Origin of the sequence: Pseudooceanicola profundi (assembly GCF_050897955.1) — a bacterium.
Lineage (GTDB): Bacteria > Pseudomonadota > Alphaproteobacteria > Rhodobacterales > Rhodobacteraceae > Pseudooceanicola.
Map to the genome: position 1 here is coordinate 1 of NZ_JBPAXZ010000006.1, position 19,333 is coordinate 19,333.

16 protein-coding genes and 1 tRNA gene are annotated in these 19,333 nt (G+C 62.1%); 9 read left to right on the top strand and 8 right to left on the bottom strand.

The genetic code is table 11. From position 1 onward, the window contains the following. Both ACRARG_RS19930 and ACRARG_RS19935 read left to right on the top strand, forming a co-directional pair. Positions 1-2,960: Hint domain-containing protein (locus ACRARG_RS19930; protein ID WP_432691780.1), on the top strand; the 2,960-nt coding region annotated here is incomplete at its 5' end. A 281-nt stretch (positions 2,961-3,241) separates the two neighbouring features. Next, a complete protein-coding gene (locus tag ACRARG_RS19935) occupies positions 3,242-4,345 on the top strand; it encodes a Hint domain-containing protein (RefSeq protein ID WP_432691781.1) in 1,104 nt (367 codons plus the stop codon). Between the two features lie 228 nt (positions 4,346-4,573). Here the strand turns inward: ACRARG_RS19935 and ACRARG_RS19940 are convergent, their stop codons facing one another. Both ACRARG_RS19940 and ACRARG_RS19945 read right to left on the bottom strand, forming a co-directional pair. Further along, positions 4,574-5,167, bottom strand: coding sequence for a nucleotidyltransferase family protein (locus tag ACRARG_RS19940; protein WP_432691782.1), 594 nt, complete (start codon positions 5,165-5,167; stop codon positions 4,574-4,576). A 21-nt stretch (positions 5,168-5,188) separates the two neighbouring features. Further along, a complete protein-coding gene (locus ACRARG_RS19945) occupies positions 5,189-7,585 on the bottom strand; it encodes a GcvT family protein (RefSeq protein WP_432691783.1) in 2,397 nt (798 codons plus the stop codon). A 178-nt stretch (positions 7,586-7,763) separates the two neighbouring features. Here ACRARG_RS19945 and ACRARG_RS19950 point away from each other — a divergent pair, with 178 nt between their 5' ends. Together ACRARG_RS19950 and ACRARG_RS19955 are read left to right on the top strand one after the other, a co-directional pair. Further along, positions 7,764-8,978, top strand: coding sequence for a DUF2254 domain-containing protein (locus ACRARG_RS19950; protein ID WP_432691784.1), 1,215 nt, complete (start codon positions 7,764-7,766; stop codon positions 8,976-8,978). A gap of 39 nt (positions 8,979-9,017) precedes the next feature. Further along, complete coding sequence (locus ACRARG_RS19955) at positions 9,018-9,749, top strand: heme-dependent oxidative N-demethylase family protein (protein ID WP_432691785.1); 732 nt, start codon at positions 9,018-9,020, stop codon at positions 9,747-9,749. Here the strand turns inward: ACRARG_RS19955 and ACRARG_RS19960 are convergent. The 3 genes from ACRARG_RS19960 to ACRARG_RS19970 all read right to left on the bottom strand — a co-directional run bounded on the left by ACRARG_RS19960 (position 9,746) and on the right by ACRARG_RS19970 (position 12,439). Further along, positions 9,746-10,456, bottom strand: a complete 711-nt coding sequence (locus ACRARG_RS19960; RefSeq protein WP_432691786.1) for a hypothetical protein — start codon at positions 10,454-10,456, stop codon at positions 9,746-9,748. The two genes, ACRARG_RS19955 and ACRARG_RS19960, sit on opposite strands and share 4 nt — an antisense overlap. Positions 10,457-10,666: 210 nt before the next feature. Next, positions 10,667-12,070: a type I glutamate--ammonia ligase gene (gene glnA / locus ACRARG_RS19965; protein ID WP_432691787.1), complete on the bottom strand. Its 1,404-nt coding sequence runs from the start codon at positions 12,068-12,070 to the stop codon at positions 10,667-10,669. Between the two features lie 30 nt (positions 12,071-12,100). Continuing rightward, complete coding sequence (locus tag ACRARG_RS19970) at positions 12,101-12,439, bottom strand: P-II family nitrogen regulator (RefSeq protein ID WP_432691788.1); 339 nt, start codon at positions 12,437-12,439, stop codon at positions 12,101-12,103. A gap of 355 nt (positions 12,440-12,794) precedes the next feature. On the opposite strand from ACRARG_RS19970, the gene ACRARG_RS19975 reads away from it, so the two are divergent. Continuing rightward, a complete protein-coding gene (locus tag ACRARG_RS19975; RefSeq protein ID WP_432691789.1) occupies positions 12,795-13,649 on the top strand; it encodes an NAD(P)H-hydrate dehydratase in 855 nt (284 codons plus the stop codon). 148 nt (positions 13,650-13,797) lie between these two features. Here the strand turns inward: ACRARG_RS19975 and ACRARG_RS19980 are convergent, their stop codons facing one another. Further along, positions 13,798-14,280: a Hint domain-containing protein gene (locus tag ACRARG_RS19980; protein ID WP_432691790.1), complete on the bottom strand. Its 483-nt coding sequence runs from the start codon at positions 14,278-14,280 to the stop codon at positions 13,798-13,800. Between the two features lie 226 nt (positions 14,281-14,506). On the opposite strand from ACRARG_RS19980, the gene ACRARG_RS19985 reads away from it, so the two are divergent. The 4 genes from ACRARG_RS19985 to ACRARG_RS20000 all read left to right on the top strand — a co-directional run bounded on the left by ACRARG_RS19985 (position 14,507) and on the right by ACRARG_RS20000 (position 18,279). Beyond that, positions 14,507-14,590: transfer RNA gene (locus tag ACRARG_RS19985), tRNA-Leu, on the top strand. A 220-nt stretch (positions 14,591-14,810) separates the two neighbouring features. Then, the gene (locus tag ACRARG_RS19990; protein WP_432691791.1) at positions 14,811-15,641 is read left to right on the top strand and encodes a hypothetical protein; all 831 of its coding nucleotides are present in this window, start codon (positions 14,811-14,813) and stop codon (positions 15,639-15,641) included. A gap of 202 nt (positions 15,642-15,843) precedes the next feature. Beyond that, positions 15,844-17,172, top strand: coding sequence for a trigger factor (gene tig, locus ACRARG_RS19995; protein WP_432691792.1), 1,329 nt, complete (start codon positions 15,844-15,846; stop codon positions 17,170-17,172). Between the two features lie 288 nt (positions 17,173-17,460). Continuing rightward, on the top strand, positions 17,461-18,279 hold the full coding sequence (locus ACRARG_RS20000; RefSeq protein ID WP_432691793.1) for a glycosyltransferase: 819 nt from the start codon (positions 17,461-17,463) through the stop codon (positions 18,277-18,279). A 193-nt stretch (positions 18,280-18,472) separates the two neighbouring features. Here ACRARG_RS20000 and rplI read toward each other — a convergent pair whose 3' ends face one another. Further along, a complete protein-coding gene (rplI, locus tag ACRARG_RS20005; RefSeq protein ID WP_432691794.1) occupies positions 18,473-19,090 on the bottom strand; it encodes a 50S ribosomal protein L9 in 618 nt (205 codons plus the stop codon). A gap of 12 nt (positions 19,091-19,102) precedes the next feature. Beyond that, on the bottom strand, positions 19,103-19,330 hold the full coding sequence (gene rpsR, locus ACRARG_RS20010) for a 30S ribosomal protein S18 (protein ID WP_432691795.1): 228 nt from the start codon (positions 19,328-19,330) through the stop codon (positions 19,103-19,105). Positions 19,331-19,333 lie beyond the last annotated feature (3 nt).

Consider the following 19,333-nt stretch of genomic DNA (forward strand, 5'->3'; position numbering starts at 1 on the left):
CGATTGTCGATGAAGAGGGTCTGACCGATACGGCCACCGTGACCGTGACCGTCAATGACGTGAACGACGCGCCGACCGCGGTTGACGATACTGCCGATACCGATGAGGACACCCCCGTCACTATCGACGTTCTGGCCAATGACACCGATCCGGACGGCGATCCGCTGACCATCGCATCGGTCGAACAGCCCGCCAACGGCACGGTTGAGATCGTGGACGGCAAGCTGGTCTACACGCCGGACGAGAACTTCAACGGCGAGGACACGATCACCTACACGGTGACCGATCCGGACGGCAACACCTCGACCGCGACGGTGGTGGTGACCGTGGACCCGGTGAACGATGCGCCGGAGGCCGTGGATGACACGGCCGAGACGGATGAAGAGGAACCGGTCACCATCCAGGTTCTGAACAACGACACGGATGTCGACGGTGACACGCTGACCCTGCGGTCGGTCGGGTCTCCGGCAAACGGCACAGCGGTGATCGTGGCTGGCGCCATTGTCTACACGCCGAACCCGGGTTTTGCCGGAACGGATACGTTCGAGTATACAATCGAGGACGAAGAGGGGCTGACCTCCACCGCTACTGTGACGGTGACGGTCAACGACACCATCCTGCCGGATGGCATTGTCGAGGGCACCTCGGGCGACGATGTGATCGACGATGCCTATGACGGCGATCCGAATGGCGACATGATCGACGCGGATGACGCGCTTGATCCGACCTCTGGCGATGACGACCTTGTCTATGCCTATGGCGGCGACGACGTGGTCTATGCCGGGTCCGGCGAAGACACCGTTTATGGCGGCGCTGGCGACGACACGATCTACGGCATGTCCGGGGACGATACGCTCTACGGCGACTCCGGCGATGACTCGATCCGTGGCCAGCAGGGCGATGACGAGATCTACGGCGGCAGCGGCGACGATGTGCTGCGGGGCGGGTCCGGTGACGACTCAGTCTATGGCGGACAGGGCGATGACGAAGTCATCGGCGGGTCTGGCGACGATAGCCTTGAAGGCGGGTCTGGCGACGATTCGATCCGCGGCATTGCCGGCAACGATACAATTCTGGGCGGTGAGGGCGACGATACCATCGACGCGGCAGCTCAGGACGGGACGCCCGACAATGCCGGCGCGATCCCGGGTGTCGATGACGATACCGATCCGGATGACGACCGCGATCTGGTCTATGGTGGCCTTGGCAACGACAGCATCAACACCGGCGACGATGCCGATACCGTCAGCGGCGGATCGGGTGATGACACCATCACCTCCGGCATCGATGATGACGTCGTCTATGGCGGCGCCGGCGATGACCTGATCGACGATGTCCAGGGCTCCGACTATGTCGAAGGCGGCTCCGGTGACGATACGATCCTTGTCGGCATCGATACCTTCTCCGACTATGAAGGGGACGATCCGAACCTGCCGAACCCGCTGTACCCGGGTGCGGAAAGCGATCCTGAACCGACCGATGGCATGGATACCGTGCTTGGCGGTGCCGGCAACGACTCGATCATGACCGGTGACGATGCGGATATGGTCTATGGCGGCTCCGGCGAGGATACGATCCACGCAGGTATCGACGACGACTATGTCGAAGGTGGCATGGGTGACGACAATATCACCGGTGGCCATGGCTCCGACACGATCTACGGCAATTCCGGCGATGACTTCATCAATGCCGGGGATGACGATCTGCTCTGGGGTCAGGAACCTGACGCGACCGATCCGGTCCCGGAAAATGGCCGCGACCTGGTCTATGGCGGTGACGGCAACGACACCATCCTGGGCGAGGACGACGATGACACGCTCTACGGCGACGCTGGCAATGACAGCATCGACGGTGGCATCGACGACGACCTGATCTACGGCGGCTCCGGCGACGACACCCTGCTGGGTGGCCAGGGCGACGATACGATCGAAGGCGGCGAGGGCCAGGACTTCATCGACGGGAATTCCGGCGACGACAGTCTGACCGGGACTGGCAAGCAGGACACGATCTACGGTTCCGAAGGGAACGACACGATCCGTGGCAACCGCAATGATGACGAGCTCTACGGCGGCTCCGGCGATGACAGCATCGACGGCGGCGGCGAGAACGACACCATCACGGGCGGCGCCGGTGCGGACATGATGTTCGGTGCCAATGATCGCGACGTCTTCCTTGGCGCAACCGAGGGTGACTGGATCGACGGCGGCTCCGGCGGGGATGACTACGACATCCTCGACCTGACCGGGTCCAAACCGGTTGGTGGCCACTTCAAGGTCATCTACGATGCCAACCCGGAAAACGGGACGGTCGAGTTCTACGATGCCGACAACAACCTGACCGGCACCGCGCATTTCGAGGAAATCGAGAAGGTTATCCCCTGCTTCACGCCGGGCACCCTGATCGCGACCCCGCGTGGTGAAGTTCCGGTGGAGAGCCTGAAGGAAGGTGACCGTGTCATCACCCGTGACAACGGCATCCAGGAAATCCGCTGGCTGGGCATGAAGGATCTGGCGGGGCGTGAGCTGCTCAAGGCAGAGCATCTGCAGCCGGTTCTGATCCAGAAGGGCTCTCTCGGCTACGGCCTGCCGGAGCGGGACATGCTGGTGTCGCCGAACCACCGCGTTCTGGTGAACAACGACAAGACTGCGCTCTATTTCGAAGAGCGGGAAGTTCTGGTCGCGGCCAAGCACCTGACGGGGCTGGCTGGTGTGAACCGGGTCGAGACGGCGCGGACCACCTATGTCCACTTCATGTTCGACCAGCACGAGGTTGTGCTGTCGGACGGGTCCTGGACGGAAAGCTTCCAGCCGGGTCACCAGACCCTGGACGGGATCGGGTCGGCGCAGCGCCAGGAAATCCTGGAGCTCTTCCCGGAGCTGGCCACGGTCGAAGGCCGCGAGGATTATCACGCGGCACGCCGGACGCTGAAGAAGCACGAAGCGAAGCTTCTGCTCAAGTAATGCAGCTGCGCCGGGCCTCCCGGGTCCGGCGCGCCACCAGTCGGGGGACTGGTCTTCGGGCCCGGGGCGATTGTTTTCGCCTCGGGTCCAATTCGTTGATAACGGGCTGATCGTTTCGACGCCCGGCCGGCGCATCCATCCAAACGGCTGGAACGCTGCGTCAACCTGAGTTCGGCCGGCCCTCAGAGACTTCCGATTGTGGAACGAAGCCGTATATGAAGCCCTTCCACGGGGCAGAAGCCCACCGAGCCGGCGGTGCCGGTACCTGAGAGGTGTCGAGAATGGCACAACTGGACGGAACGTCTTCGAATGACCACCTGACCGGAGGGGACGGGGACGACCTGATCAATGGCTGGGATGGGAATGACACGCTCTTCGGGAAAGACGGCAATGATATCCTGAACGGCGGGTCGGGAAATGACCTGATCTACGGTGGCGACGGAGATGATACAATCACCGCGGGCGACGGCTTTGACGTTGTCTATGGCGGCGACGGGGCCGATGTGATCACCGGCGGGGGCGACAATGACCAGCTCTATGGCGGGGCGGGACCGGACCGGATCGTGATCAACACCGTGGGCTCCTCCGGGGTTGGCAACGCAACTGTCTATGGCGGCTCCGATGGCGAAGACGACGACGTTTTGGACCTGTCCGGCCTGCTGTCGCAGGGATACAGGATTGTCCATCAGGTCCAGAACCCCGACGGCAATGGAAACGGGTTTCACGGTCAGATCACGCTGTATAATTCGTCGACAGATGCCTGGGCCAATATCAACTATTTCGATATCGAGGGGCTGATCCCCTGCTTCACGCCGGGCACCCTGATCGCGACCCCGCGTGGTGAAGTTCCGGTGGAGAGCCTGCGCGAAGGTGACCGTGTCATTACCCGTGACAACGGCATCCAGGAAATCCGCTGGCTGGGCATGAAGGATCTGGCGGGCCGTGAGCTGCTCAAGGCAGAGCATCTGCAGCCGGTTCTGATCCAGAAGGGCTCCCTCGGTTACGGCCTGCCGGAGCGGGACATGCTGGTGTCGCCGAACCACCGCGTTCTGGTGAACAACGACAAGACTGCGCTCTATTTCGAAGAGCGGGAAGTTCTGGTCGCGGCCAAGCACCTGACGGGGCTGGCCGGTGTGAACCGGGTCGAGACGGCGCGGACCACCTATGTCCACTTCATGTTCGACCAGCACGAGGTTGTGCTGTCGGACGGCTCCTGGACCGAAAGCTTCCAGCCGGGTCACCAGACCCTGGACGGGATCGGGTCGGCGCAGCGCCAGGAAATTCTGGAGCTCTTCCCGGAGCTGGCCACGGTCGAAGGCCGCGAGGATTATCACGCGGCACGCCGCACGCTGAAGAAGCACGAAGCGAAGCTTCTGCTGAAGTAATGCAGCTGCGCCGGGCCCCCGGGTCCGGCGCGCCACCAGTCGGGGGACTGGTCTTCGGAGCGCCCCTGTTCGATCCTGCCCCTGCGGCGAGATCGGGCCGGGGCGTCTTCATTTTGGGAGCCGGTCCGGGGCAGGTGACGGGGAGGGGCGCTGCCCCTCTTGAGCCTGCGGCTCAATTCACCCCGGAGTATTTCGGGAAAGATGAAGCAGGGGCGTGGGCCCGGTGGCTTAGCGGTGCGCGTTTGCCCGCCGCCAGCTGGCCCAGTCCTCGGGCGTGTCGAGGTCGGTGAGGGCATGTCGGGCGGGCAGGGCGATGCGCTGCGGTGTCTCTGCCTGCAGGATCGTGCGGGCGCCCTGATCGCCGGTCAGGGCCTTGAGCGCCGGAAAGAGGCGTCTGGGGAAGATCACGGGGTGGCCGGGGGTGCCATCCTGGCCGGTGGCCTGAGTGATCGTATCAGGCTGCTGGCGCCAGAGGGTGATCACATCGCGCAGATCCTGCGCCGTCAGCTCCGGCATGTCGGCGGGCAGGAGCATGACGGCGGCGGCCTCTTCGGGGAGGGCATCGACGCCGCGGCGGATTGAGGCGGACATGCCGTCCTGTGCATCCGGGACTGGCACGAGGGTGGCCGGCAGGCCCTCCAGCGCATCGGCGCGCGGGTGATTGACCGTCGGGACGGTGACAAAGACCATCGGGCTTGCTGTGCGGGCGCTGAGGGCGAGGGTGGCCACAAGTGGCCAGCCGCCGACCTTTTCGAGTAGTTTGTCGCCGCCGCGCATCCGGGAGGAGGCGCCGGAGGCGAGGATCAGAATTGCGCATGTCATGCGCGCAACCTATACGGGAATTCAGCGCGCGTCAGGATCAAAAAGCGGCGCGTCGATCCTTTTTGCGGGGCAGAGTTCGCCCAGTATTTCCACCTTGGCTTCCATGCCCGGCGTGACCATCGCCGTCGGGACAAACGCGTGGGCCATGGACTTGCCAAGATGGTGCGAATAGCCGCCGGAGGTGCAGTAGCCCACGACGTCGTCCCCGATCCAGAGCGGCTCATAGCCGTGGATATCGGCCTTGCCGCCCTCGATTTCGAACATGAGGAGCTGACGGGCCGGGCCTTTGGCCTTTTCCGCCTCGGCGGCTGCACGACCGATGAAATCCACGTTCTTCTTGAAGGAGATGAAGCGGTCGAGACCGGTTTCGGCCGGCGTGTAGTCGGGCGAGAATTCGCGCAGCCAGGAGCCGAAGTGACGGTCGAGCCGCAGCGACATCATTGCTCGCATGCCGAAGGGGGCGATGCCATGTTCCTGACCGGCCTCCCAGAGCGTGTCCCAAAGGGTGCGGACGCAGGTGGCGTCGCAGAAGATCTCATAGCCCAGATCGCCGGTATAGCTGACGCGCTGCACGACACATTCGACCTGGCCCACGGTCATCTTGACCACGTCGAGGAATTTCAGCGCCGAGACATCGCTGCGCGTGCAGGCCTGGAGCACCTTGGCGGAGAGCGGTCCGGCCAGCTGGAACCCGGTGGAAGTGTCAGAGATATTCGTGACTTGCACGCCGTCGCTCAGGTGATCGGTGAACCAGCGCATATGGTAGGCCTGCGCCCCGTAGGAGGCGGTCAGGCGGAAGTCGGTCTCGCTGAGGCAGGAGATGGTGAAATCGCCGATGATGCGGCCGGACTGGGCCAGCATCGGGGTCAGCGACAGGCGTCCCTTTTGCGGCACGCGGCCGGCCATCACGCGGTCGAGCCACGCGCGGGCGTTGGGGCCGGTGACGGAATATTTGCCGAAGTTGTGCACCTCGTTGATGCCGACACCCTCGCGGACGGCTTTCACCTCCCGCCCGGTGGGGCCGAAGGCGTTGGAGCGGCGGAAGCTCGGCGTCTCGTAGCGCGGCTCATCTCCCTGGGCGAAGTAGTTCGGCACCTCCAGCCCGTATTGCAGGCCCCAGACGGCGCCCATCCGGTCGAATACGTCCCACATCGGCGTCCGGCGATGGGGCCGGGCGGCGGGCTTTTCCTCGTTCGGGTAGGAGACGGAGAAGCGGGTCTTGTAGTTCTCGATCACCTTGGGGAGCGTATAGCCCTTGCCGATCCACTGGCCGAAGCGGGCAATATCGAAGGACGAGGTATCGCGTTCGCATTCGCCGGCCGTCATCCACTGCGCCAGCATCAGGCCAACGCCGCCGCCCTGGCTGAAGCCCGCCATCACGCCACAGGCGGACCAGCAGTTGCGCATGCCGGGGACGGGGCCGACCAGCGGATTGCCATCAGGAGCAAAGGTAAACGGCCCGTGGATTACGCGTTTGACGCCAGCGGTGGCGAGGACGGGGAAGCGGGCATAGGAGAACTCGATCGAGTCGCCGATCTTGTCGAGGTCATCCGGCAGCAACTCCATCGCGAAATCCCAGGAGGTGCCGTCCACGGCCCAGGCCTTGGGTTTCTTCTCGTAGAAGCCGATGCAGAGGCCGCGGCCCTCCTGACGCAGGTAGGATTCGCCAGCCGGATCGACGACATGGGGATGTTCGCTGTCACGCTCGTAGATTTCCGGGATGTCGTCGGTGACGAGGTAGTGATGCTCCATCGGGTGGAGCGGTGCGTAATAGCCCATCATTTCCGCAACTTCGCGGGCCCAGAGCCCGCCCGCGTTGACGATGTGTTCGGCGTGGATCGTGCCGTTTTCCGTCACCACATCCCAGCTGCCGTCGGGGCGCTGGTTGGTTTCCAGCACCTTGCAATGGGTGACGATTTCCGCCCCCGCCATCTTGGCCGCACGGGCATAGGCATGGGTGGTGCCGGAAGGGTCGAGGTGGCCGTCGAGCGGGTCGTAGAGCGCGCCGATGATGCCGTCGAGATTGGTGATCGGGGCGATCTTGGCGATCTCCTCCGGGCCGACGATATGGGTGTCGAGGCCCATGTGCCGGTGCTTGGCGCGCTCTGCCAGCAGCATGTCGAACCGGTCCTGGCTGTCGGCCAGGGTGATGCCGCCGGAATGGTGCAGGCCGCAGGACATGCCGGTGATCTCTTCCAGCTCTTTATAGAGGTTGATCGTGTAGCCCTGCAGCGCCGCCATATTGGTGTCGCCGTTGATCGTGTGGAAGCCGCCCGCCGCATGCCAGGTGGAGCCTGCGGTCAGCTCCGACCGTTCCAGCAGCATCACGTCTTTCCAGCCCAGTTTGGTCAGGTGGTAAAGGACGGAGCAGCCGACGACGCCGCCTCCGATGACTGCAACGCGCGTGGTGGTTTTCATGGGCCCGGGCTCCTTCTGTTGTCGCGATCCTTAGGCGCGTCGCGGCGCATCGCTTGTGCATTCGCGACAGATGATGTCGCATTTGGAAAAGCTGCGTGGCGCACTGGAACTCCCGGGGAAGTCATGCATTTTAAACAGGCGACCCGGCATCTCTGCCGTGGGTCAAAAAGGAGACCGGATGCTTCCGTCACTGCTGCGCCGCCTGCATGAGTTTTCGCGACGGCTGATTGTCCGGGTCGGGCTGATCGCGGTCTGCGCCTTTCTGGCCATTGCTCTGGCCAAACTGCTGGGCCACCTGATTCCGCTGGGTCTGGGCGACCGGATCGGGGCGGATGCGGTGGACCGGATCCTGTCGATCATCGCCAATTCCATGCTGACGGTGACGACATTTTCGCTGACGGTCATGGTCGCCTCCTTCCGCAATGCCTCGTCGCAATGGACGCCGCGGTCGCATCAGGTGCTGTTGCAGGACACCACGACCCATACCGTGCTGGCGACTTTCGTGGGGGCCTATCTCTACGCGATCAATGTTATCATCCTGCGGGAAACCGACGTGTTCAAAGGCGAAGAGCTGGTCGTGCTCTTCTTTGTGACGCTGGGCGTGGTGACCATGGTCATTGTCGCGATCATTCGCTGGATTTCGCATCTGGAGACGCTGGGAAGCCTGATCGGCACGGCGCAGCGGATCGAGGATCATGCGCGGGACGCCTATGCCATGCGCTGTGAATATCCAACACTGGGTGCCGTGCCGCTGACCGGCGATCGGCCGGAGGGGCTGACGGATATCCCGGCGCCCCGGTCGGGCTATATCCAGCAGGTCTATCAGGACCGGCTGCAGGCGGAGGCGGAGAAGGCCGGTCTGCACATTTACCTGCCGCTCCGGGTGGGCAGCTTCATTCACAAGGGAGAGGCCCTTGCCTGGACCGATGGGTCCAATGAGGCTTGCGCGGAGATCGTGACCCGTCATGTCTCCATCGGGTCGTTGCGCAATTATGTGCAGGATCCGGAATTCGGGCTGCTGAACCTCGCGGAGATCGGCCAGAGGGCGCTGTCGCCCGGCATCAACGATCCGGGCACGGCGGTGGACATGATCCGGCGCATCGCGCGGGTGCTGCTGGATGCGGAGCTGGCGACGGAAGAGAAACAGGAGGTGCTCTATGATCGGGTCCATGTGCCGCCGCTGCCGCGCCGCCTGCTGGTGATCGATAGTATCGGCGCGATCCTACGCTTCGGGATGGACCATCCGGAGGTGGCGAGCGCTGGTGACGCGTCGCTGAGGGTGCTGATCCAGAAGGGAGATCGTGATCTGGCGGCCTCCGCCCGGGAGGTCGACCGGGAGCTGCGCCTGCATGCGCCGCGCTCTGTCGCCGGAGAGGCGGGTGACAGCGCCTGAGCTCTGGTAAAGTCCCGCGCTGCATGTCTAAGCTGCGGCATGCAACCGATCCTACAGAGCCACATCCCCTACGACACGACGGAGCTTCGGCTGCCCGGAACCCGTCCGCTCGGCACGGAAAACTGGCTGCTGCGGGATGACGCCTTTGCGGCACAGATGGCATTGCGGGACAGGCTGATTGCACAGAGCCGCGAGCGTGTGATCGGGCTTCTGCCGGAGGGGCAGGCGGCGGCGTTGGAACTGCTGGATACGGTGCTCCGCCATCTGGGTGCTGACGCGGGCTATATCGTTTTGGCTGAGGCGGTGCGGCGTCCCGATGGTGTTATGGTGACACTGGACCGTTCAGACCCGCTGGGCACATTGGGGCGATTGGTCCAGTCCGATTTCTGTCTGCTGGAAAAGACAGAGGGGCAGGCGGAACATGTGTTGACGGGGGCGGTGCTGTGCTTTCCGGCCGGCTGGACGCTGGCAGAGAAGCTGGGTCGGCCTCTGATCCGCATTCACAAACCGGTTCCGGCCTATGACGAGACCCTTGCCAAGCGCGTGCAGCGGCTGTTCGACGGGGTGCAGGTCGGGCGTCCGCTCTGGCGGTTCAACCATCTGGGGTATGTCGATCCGGCGCTCTTCCAACCGCGTCGGGAGGGCGAGAATAAATATGGTGCCAAACGAGAGCATCGCTACATCAGGTCAGAGCGTCAGACCATGCTGCGGCTGCCCGAAACCGGGGCGGTGGTGTTCGGGATCCATACCTTTGTCGTGGCGAAGCCCTAAAACGAGAGGCTCAGCACACCTGTCAGTGTGTGCGTCACCGCGCCAAGCGTGACGATGTGCAGCGGCAACCGGGGCTCTGTCAGGGTTTTCATTGAAAAGACCGATGCGGATTCGGGCGCATCCGCGTCACGGAACACAGAGTCCAGGCTGGGCGGCGGCGCCAGAGGGGTGACCGTGTCCGGCATGGTGCTGATGAGGCTTTTGGGCGTCAGTGGGGCAGGCGCGGCACCGGCCTTGCGGCCCGGGCGGCGAGGCACGATGCATTCGGCACTGCCATCGATCTGATCGGGCGCCCGAAACCTCATAGGAGTGAAAGCCGACTGGAACCTGCGTGCGGGAATAACCACGCCCGTGTCCATCCAGAGAATGGCCGTCGCGCCGGTACCTTCGATCAGGATCGACATGATCTCTGCCAGAAGCGCCTCGTCACGGCCCTGAACGGCGCAGGTGTCGGGGCAGGGGATGACGGCCACGCAAAGGCTGGTCTGATCCTGTGCGCTGCCGTCACAGAGCCAGATGCGAAGACCCACTCCGGAGGCGGAAAGGGTGACATGGTCAACGCCGATCTCCGGATCTGCATCCAATCGCAGTCCGTAGCTCTGCAATGCCTCCGCAGCCAGGTCGCAGAGCAGAGACATGTTGAACATCGTTTCGTCAGAAAACAGGAGACTTGCGCGGGGCGCTTCGTGCGCTTTGGTGACAGGCATTTTTTCCCTCATATACTTTTTTTTGTGCAATCAACTTGGCGGGGAAATGTGGAAAAATTTTGCCGCATATGGTGCGCGGGACGCGCAAGCGCGTTTCAATTGACATAACTTGCTGAATAATTTGGCTCTTTTTCAGCCCGTCTGATGACCGGTCCAAAATGCAAAAGGGGCGCCCTGAGGCGCCCCTTTCCGTCCGCGATCACGTGGTGATCAGCAGGAGTAGTACATTTTGAATTCGGCCGGATGCGGCGTCATTTCATACTCTTCGATCTCTTCCATCTTCAGGTCGATGTAGCCTTCGATCTGAGATTTGGTGAAGACGTCGCCCGCGAGCAGGTAGTCGTGGTCGGCTTCCAGCTCCGCCATGGCTTCGCGCAGCGAGCCGCAGACGGTGGGGATGTCGGCCAGCTCTTCCGGCGGCAGATCGTAGAGGTTCTTGTCCATGGCTTCGCCCGGATCGATCTTGTTCTTGATCCCGTCGAGGCCGGCCATGAGCAGGGCGGCGAAGCAGAGGTACGGGTTCGAGGACGGATCGGGGAAGCGGGCTTCCACACGCTTTGCCTTCGGGTTTTCCGTCCATGGGATACGGACACAGCCCGAGCGGTTGCGGGCGGAGTAGGCGCGCAGAACGGGGGCTTCGTAACCCGGGACCAGACGCTTGTAGGAGTTGGTCGAAGGGTTGGTGAAGGCGTTCAGCGATTTCGCGTGCTTCAGGATGCCGCCGATGTAGTACAGCGCTTCCTGCGACAGGTCGGCGTATTTGTCACCTGCGAAGAGCGGCTTGCCGTCCTTCCAGATGGACATGTTCACGTGCATGCCGGAGCCGTTGTCGCCCTTGATCGGTTTCGGCATGAAGGTTGCCGACCGGCCATAAGCATGGGCCACGTTGTGGATCACGTATTTGTACTTCTGCAGGTGGTCTGCCTGTTCGGTCAGCGAGCCGAAGATCAGGCCGAGTTCGTGCTGCGAGGTCGCCACTTCGTGGTGATGCTTGTCGACCTTCATGCCCATGCGCTTCATGGTCGACAGCATTTCGGAACGGATGTCCTGGCCGTCGTCCATCGGGTTCACCGGGAAGTAGCCGCCTTTGTAGGTCGGACGGTGACCCAGGTTGCCCATTTCGAATTCCGCATCGGTGTTCCAGGCGGCGTGGTCGGCGTCGACCTCGTAGGACACCTTGTTCGGGGTGACGGAGTATTTCACGTCGTCGAACAGGAAGAATTCGGCTTCAGGACCCCAGAAAGAGGTGTCGCCGATGCCGGAGGACTTCAGGTAGGCCTCAGCCTTTTCGGCAGTGCCGCGCGGGTCGCGGTCATAGGCTTCGCCGGTGTCCGGCTCCACGATGGAGCAGTGGATGGCGATCGTCTTCTCAGCATAGAAGGGGTCGACATAGGCGCTGTCCAGGTCGGGCATCAGCTTCATGTCGGAGGCTTCGATCGACTTCCAGCCCGCGATGGAGGAGCCGTCAAACATGAAGCCTTCTTCGAGGAAGTCCTCGTCGACTTCGCTTTCCATCACCGTCACGTGCTGCATTTTGCCGCGCGGATCGGTGAAGCGAATATCGACGTAAGCCGCTTCCTCATCCTTCATGAGTTTGAGAACCTTGTTGCTCATTCCCTTTCCCCTTTCGTTGGAATTTATGGTTCAGAGAGCGTCCGAACCGGACTCGCCGGTGCGGATGCGAATAGCTTGTTCCACCGAGGACACGAAGATTTTGCCGTCGCCGATTTTCTCGGTCTTGGCCGCGTCCACAATGGCTTCGATGGCACCGTCCACCTGATCGTCGTCGAGCACAACCTCGATTTTGACTTTGGGCAGAAAGTCGACGACATATTCGGCGCCACGATAGAGTTCCGTGTGGCCTTTCTGACGGCCAAATCCCTTGACCTCGATGACCGACAGGCCCTGGACGCCGACGTCCTGAAGGGCTTCTTTGACTTCATCAAGCTTGAAGGGCTTGATGATCGCCTCGATCTTTTTCATGTTTCGGAACTCCTCACATATCCTGCCGAGGGTTGAGAACATGTTCGCTCTTGGCTCACAATCGACCCGGGGCAAACTTTGGTGTCTGGTGGGTGCGGCACAGAAGGAGGCGACATTTTTTGGGCATAGTGGTGAAAAAATGTGCGGTCAGAGAAAATGTGATCTGGAAAAGCCCGGTTCTTTCCTGCCGGAGACGTCCGGGCGGCGCAGTCGGGGCGGTTGATGCTGTGCCGGACCGTGCCGGCGGCGTTCGGGCGCCGGTGTCGCGCGGCATGGGTCGGGGCGGGGCGGGAGTGACAGGGTATACGGTGGCGTATGTGGTCGCCGTCCAGTCTGGCGGTGGTCGGGGGTTGCGATGACGGAGCAGCCTTTGGAGGTGACGCTCGGCCCGGAGGAGCTGTCGCTGCTGCGCAAGGATCCTGAGCTGCATAAATACGGTCATGGTCATGCGGTGATCTTTTCCGGGGGGCACGGCCATACGGGTGCGGCGCGGCTGGCCGCCCGGGCGGCGCTACGGATCGGGGCCGGGTTGGCGACGCTCGCCGTTCCGGATCAGGCCATATCTGAGGTCGCGGCGCAGGTGACCGAAATCATGATCCGGCGCGTTGACGATGCTGCGGGGGCGGTGACGTTGCTGTCGGATCCGAGGATCAATGCGGTCTGTATCGGCCCGGGTTTTGGCCCGGGCGTGGCCTGTCGGGAGATGGTCGGTGCCGTTCTTGGCTCAGCTGCGGGCGGGTTTGTTCTGGATGCGGATGCGCTGACATCCTTTCAGGGCATGACGGAGGCGCTCGTGTCGGCCCTGCCAGAAGGGCGCTGCGTATTGACGCCGCATTCTGGCGAATTCGCGCGGCTTTTCCCTGATCTGGACCTGGCGGACCCTGTGTCGGCCGCTTTGGCCTGCGCCAGGAATACCAGGGCGGTGGTTGTTTTGAAGGGGGCTCAGACCGTTGTCGCCGGGCCTCAGGGGCGGGTGTCGCAGCACAATCTCGGACGGGACAGGGATGCACCGTGGCTGGCGACTGCCGGGTCAGGCGATGTGCTTGCGGGTATGATCACGGGCCTGCTGGCCCGTCGCGTGACACCGCAGAAGGCGGCGGAGATTGCGGTCTGGCTTCATGTGGAGGCGGCCCGGAGGTTCGGAGCCGGGCTTCTGGCCGGTGACCTGCCCGATATGTTGCCAGAGGTGTTGCGCAATATCGGTGTGTGAGGGGGCTCTTCTTCTATTGGGCCAGATCGGTTTGGGAGAGACCCGAGAGCGCACAGCAAAACCCCGGCGTTGCTTTGCAAAATCGCCGGGGTGTGCATCTCATTTAGACTGGCGAAGACGCTTTGGTCTTTGCCGTAAGCTTTATGAGTCAGGCGCTTAGAAGGGCTTCTTGACGCGATGATGCAATTTCGAGCCCGCCTGCGTAGATGATGTGCTCCGCTTCGAACACGAGCTCAAACAGGGTTACAGTCTGCATTCCGGCCGGGCGGATATATTCGCCGTCGACCAGACGGGAGGCCGGGATTAACGCAGTCTTCTGGCCATAGATCGCCTGTGCACGCCAGTCGCGGATCAGGATTTCCTGGGTGTCGGGAACGACAACATCCGATTCGGGGCGGTTGTGACCCAGCGATCCGCCGGTGATGACGATGGTCGCGCAGCGCTGCCGGTGCACGCGAATGCCGCTCAGCCGTGCCATGCCCGTGTCCCGCGTAACAATACGGTCGCCGATGGACAGGTATTCCACGGGCATTTCGCCTTCCAGCGTCATGACCATGGTGCCGGGAAGCAGGCCGCGCACGGCCTCATCTACCGCCGGCCGGGCGGTTGCTTCTGGTTCGGTGGGCTTCATGGGACTGCTCCCCTCTTCGACTGCCTCTATGTTTTTTCATCAGAATAGGGCAAAAATATGCATCGTTCCAGTTTTCTGTGGGTCATCGCCTTTATGAGCCGCCGAAAACCTCTCAAATCGCGGTCAGATTGACAGCGAAGTGCTGATTTTCCTTTAACGGCACTGAATCTGGCGGCGTTTTTCCCTCTCGCCTCCGGGACAGGCATTTGCTATCCAGCGCGTCGTTGCGGGTGTGGCGGAATTGGTAGACGCACCAGATTTAGGTTCTGGCGCCTTTGGCGTGGGGGTTCGAGTCCCTTCACCCGCACCATCCGGTGTTTGCCTGCCGGGTCTGTCGGACTGCGGCGCGGTCTATGCGCGGCGGGAACAGATCCGGGGCGCATGAAGAACCGGCGGTCCGGCACCGTCCCAAGGCTGCCGACGGTCGATGCTGCGGGCAAGTGCAGGTCCCGCCGAAACAGGGAGTTGTTTATGTATTTTCCCCAGATCACGGGTGCCAAGGCCAGGCGGTCGGACGGAGGCATTGTCTGATGGCGATCAGCCGGGTCGATTCCGAAAACATCTTTATCGCAACAGACAATTATTTCCTGGAAGCCTACGATTTCCGGAATGGTTCGCCTCTGGTTGTGCTGTTCGACGCCTCCGGCGATCCGCCCAAGAACATGGACGGGTTTCAGCCCGGTTGGGGGACGCGGTTTTTCCGCAAGCGCGAACTGTCGCATATCGCGATCAAGTACAAGGCATCGGACTGGTATCGCCGCCCCGATCTGTCCGAAGCCTTTACCAACCTCCGCGAGACGGGATTTCTGGGGCGGTTCGACCGGATCATCACCTATGGCGGTTCGATGGGGGGCTATGCGGCGCTGGCCTATGCCGGAGAGCTGGGCGCGGACACCGTTCTGGCGCTGAACCCGCAGTCCACCCTGAACGAGGCCCTGGCACCGTGGGACGACAGATATCCCGATGCGCGCTCCGTCAGCTGGGAGGGACCGGAAACCGATGCCGCAAACGGATGCGCGCAGGCGCGCCAGGTCTATGTCGTCGTCGATCGCCTGTTCGCGCCGGACTGGCTGCATGTTGCGCGGCTGCCCGAGCATAATCTGAAGATTCTGAACGTGCCCTATGTTCAGCACATGATGGGTCTTCATCTGGCGGGGATGGGCATACTGGGCAAGCTGGTGACCGATATCGTTCAGAAGAACAGTCTGGATATGACGGCGTTCCACTACAGTGCCCGCAAGCGCCGCAAGCTGAAGAAATACTACAATGTCATGCGGTCCCTGCCGCGGGTCAAAAACAGCCGCGTGTTTTCCGATATTGTGGATCATCACGCGCGTCTGAACCTGCCGGATGCGAAATAGCCGGCAAGGCTGGCGCGGTCTCTGCGGCTGGGCCGGCGCGGGTGGCGCGCTGGTCCTGTCGCGGGGGGGGCGCAAAAACTGGCATGGCGGCCCGCTTTCCCGGCGATCCGCCTTGCGCACAAGCCGTTTCGTGCATAGAAGGGCGCCTGATTTGGCCCCGCTCGGCGGATGGCCCTTGGATGTTATGGAAGGACAACAAGCGATGCAGGTCACGGAGACCCTGAACGACGGCCTCAAGCGCGGCTACCAGATCACCGTATCGGCGGCCGAACTGGACGCCAAGGTGAACGAGAAACTCGCCGAAGCGCAGCCCGAAGTGGAACTGAAGGGCTTTCGGAAGGGCAAGGTGCCCATGGCGCTGCTGAAAAAGCAGTTCGGCCCCCGGATCCTGGGCGAGGCCATGCAGGAAGCCGTCGACGGCGCCATGTCTGACCATTTCGAAAAATCCGGCGACAAGCCCGCAATGCAGCCCTCGGTCGAGATGGTCGATGGCGAAGGCTGGAAAGAGGGCGACGATGTCGTCGTCAACATGAATTACGAAGCTCTGCCGGCAATCCCTGAGATCGACCTTTCGGCCGTCAAGCTGGAGAAGCTGGTCGTGAAAGCCGAAGACGAGGCGGTTGACGAGGCGCTGAAGAACCTGGCCGAAAGCGCGCAGGATTTCGACACCAAGGACGGTGCTGCGGAAGACGGCGATCAGGTTGTGTTCGATTTCGTCGGCAAGGTCGATGGCGAGGCGTTCGACGGCGGCTCTGCCGAGGATTATCCGCTGGTGCTGGGCTCCGGCCAGTTCATCCCCGGCTTCGAAGAGCAGCTGGTGGGCGTGAAAGCCGGCGAAGAGAAGGCGGTCGAGGTCTCCTTCCCTGAGGAATACGGCGCGGAACATCTGGCGGGCAAAGCTGCCGTGTTCGATTGCACTGTGAAAGAGGTCAAGGCCCCCAAGGCGGCCGAGATCGACGACGAGCTGGCCAAGAAATACGGCGCCGAGGATCTGGCCGCGCTGAAGGCGCAGGTCGCCGAGCGTCTGGAAACCGAATATGCCGGCGCTGCACGCGCTGTGATGAAGCGGGGCCTGCTAGACGCGTTGGACGGGCTGGTCTCTTTCGACCTGCCGCCGTCGCTGGTTGAGGCCGAGGCCAAGCAGATCGCGCATCAGCTCTATCACGAAGAAAACCCGGATGATCATGGCCATGACCATGGTGAGATCGCCACGACCGATGAGCATACCAAGCTGGCCGAACGCCGTGTGCGTCTGGGTCTGCTGCTGGCCGAGCTGGGCCAGAAAGCAGAGGTCGAGGTGACCGATGCAGAGATGACCCAGGCGATCATGAACCAGGCACGTCAGTACCCGGGGCAGGAGCGTCAGTTCTTTGAATTCGTTCAGCAGAACCAGCAGATGCAGCAGCAGCTGCGGGCGCCGATTTTCGAGGACAAGGTTGTCGATCATGTCTTTGAAGGCGCCGAAGTGACCGAGAAAGAGGTCACCAAGGAAGAGCTTCAGAAAGCCGTCGAAGCGCTGGAAGACGAATAAGCGACGCTTTCAGGGCTGCGGCCTTACATGTGTTGCAAACGCCTCCGCGAGGTCCTGCGGGGGCGTTTTTCTTATCGTGTTGCGACGGGGGGAGAAGGGCATCTTCGCAACGTTTCTGCCTGGGATGGCATTCCCTGCGGGGTCGGGATGAATTTCCGCGAAGCAGCCGGATTTTCTGCCAAGTGACTGCAAAACCACGTATTCACGAATGTTTACGCTAAGGTAACTAGTCGTGCGCGATGATTTCTGTCATGATTTTGCAAAAGGCAGAAAAAGCAGCAGGAATCTATGTCCGTCACCCCGATCGTTCAGATACGTTTCGCTTATGACAGCGGATCGGAACGTGCGTCTTCTGGTGGACTGCCGAAAGAAGAGCTGTTTCAGCCTGACGTGCTGGAATCGCTGTTCAATCAACTCAAGGATATAACTGTTCCCTCGCTTGAGGCGCAGGAAAACAAGGATTTTCGCTTGGCCGTTCTGACCTCGCACGATCTTCCGGCGTTGCAGATGGCGAAGGTGACCCAGCTGATTGGCGACACATTCGGCGACCGTGCGGAGGTCATTCCGCGGAAACCCTCGCCTGAATTCCGGCAGTTCATCCGGCACAATCGGGCGATCCTGCCGCCGGGCACAGAGGTGGCGCAGACAGCCCTTGATGTGGGGCAGGCGGTTTCGACGGATTTCATCTGGCGCGTTCGGAAAGAGACGATGTGCCTTCGCAAGCAGCTGCCGGACGATGTCACCCACTTCTTCCTGTCGCTGTCGCGTGGGCTTTCAATGGTCTTTGACGGCGATGACAAGACGCCCAAGTTTTACAACCGGGATATGCCTTACACGAGCATTGGCCTGACCTCGGTCTCCGATGTCGCGGCCCGTCTCAGCCCGTACCGCGTCTCTCCGCGCAAGATCGGGCGGCAATTCCCGAGCTTTGTGTACAACGATCTCATGCCCTACTACCTCAGGCTGGTTCCGAACGGTACGGAGGGGCTGACCGGGTTCGATGCGGACGGGGCGGTGCGGGATGACGTTATTCCCAAGATCGTCCAGCGGTTCCCGCTGCTGCGGAACTTCCTGCCCAAGGGGCATCTACGCGTCGCGGCAGAGTAGGGGCTCGTTTCAGCCTCTCTACCCGTCATCTGACATCCTTCCCGTCCGGCAAGCTTAGGGCCTGTCCCGGCCATTCTCGGCCGTGGGCCTGCTGATCCTGCTTTGATGCGCCGGTCCTAAAACGGAAAAAGCCGCGTGGATGACCACGCGGCTTTCGGGATTTGTCGGTGCGGTTCGGTGAACCGGACCGGAATCAGGCGTTTTCGTCGCTATCGGCCTCGGCAGACGGCGCAGGGGCGTCGTCATCGTCAGAGGCGGCAGCCCCGATATCGTCGAACAGCTCTGCGATTTCGAATTCCGCAGCCGCTTCTTCTTCGGCAGCCAGATCCTGGATGGATTTGCCGGAGGCCTGCAGTTCGGCTTCTTCGGGCGACCGGGCGACGTTCAGGGTGATCTGAACCTCAACCTCGGGGTGCAGGTAGATATCCACCTTGTGCAGACCAAGTTCCTTGATCGGCAGCGGGATGATGACCTGCTTGCGCTCGACGGTGTAGCCGCCCTCGGTCGTGACGTTCGCGACGTCGCGGGGGGTGACGGAGCCGTAGAGGTTGCCGCCGTCGGAGGCGGAGCGAATCACGACAAAGGTTTCGCCGTCCAGGCGCGCGGCCAGGGCTTCGGCTTCTTTCTTGGTCTCCAGGTTGGTGGCTTCCAGCTGGGCTTTCTGCGCTTCGAACCGGGCGATGTTCTCCTGCGAGGCGGTCAGGGCCTTGCCCTGAAGCAGCAGGTAGTTGCGGGCGTAGCCGGGCTTCACGGTGACAACGTCACCCATCTGGCCAAGCTTGGCGACGCGTTCGAGAAGAATGACTTCCATCGGTCTGTCTCCTTACTTCACGGCGTAGGGCAGCAGGGCGAGGAAGCGGGCGCGTTTGATGGCGCGGGCCAGTTCACGCTGCTTCTTGGCCGAGACGGCGGTGATGCGCGAGGGCACGATCTTGCCGCGCTCGGATACGTAGCGCTGCAGCAGTTTCGTGTCTTTGTAGTCGATCTTGGGCGCGTTCTCACCGGAGAACGGGCAGACCTTGCGACGACGGAAAAACGGTTTCGTAGCCATGGG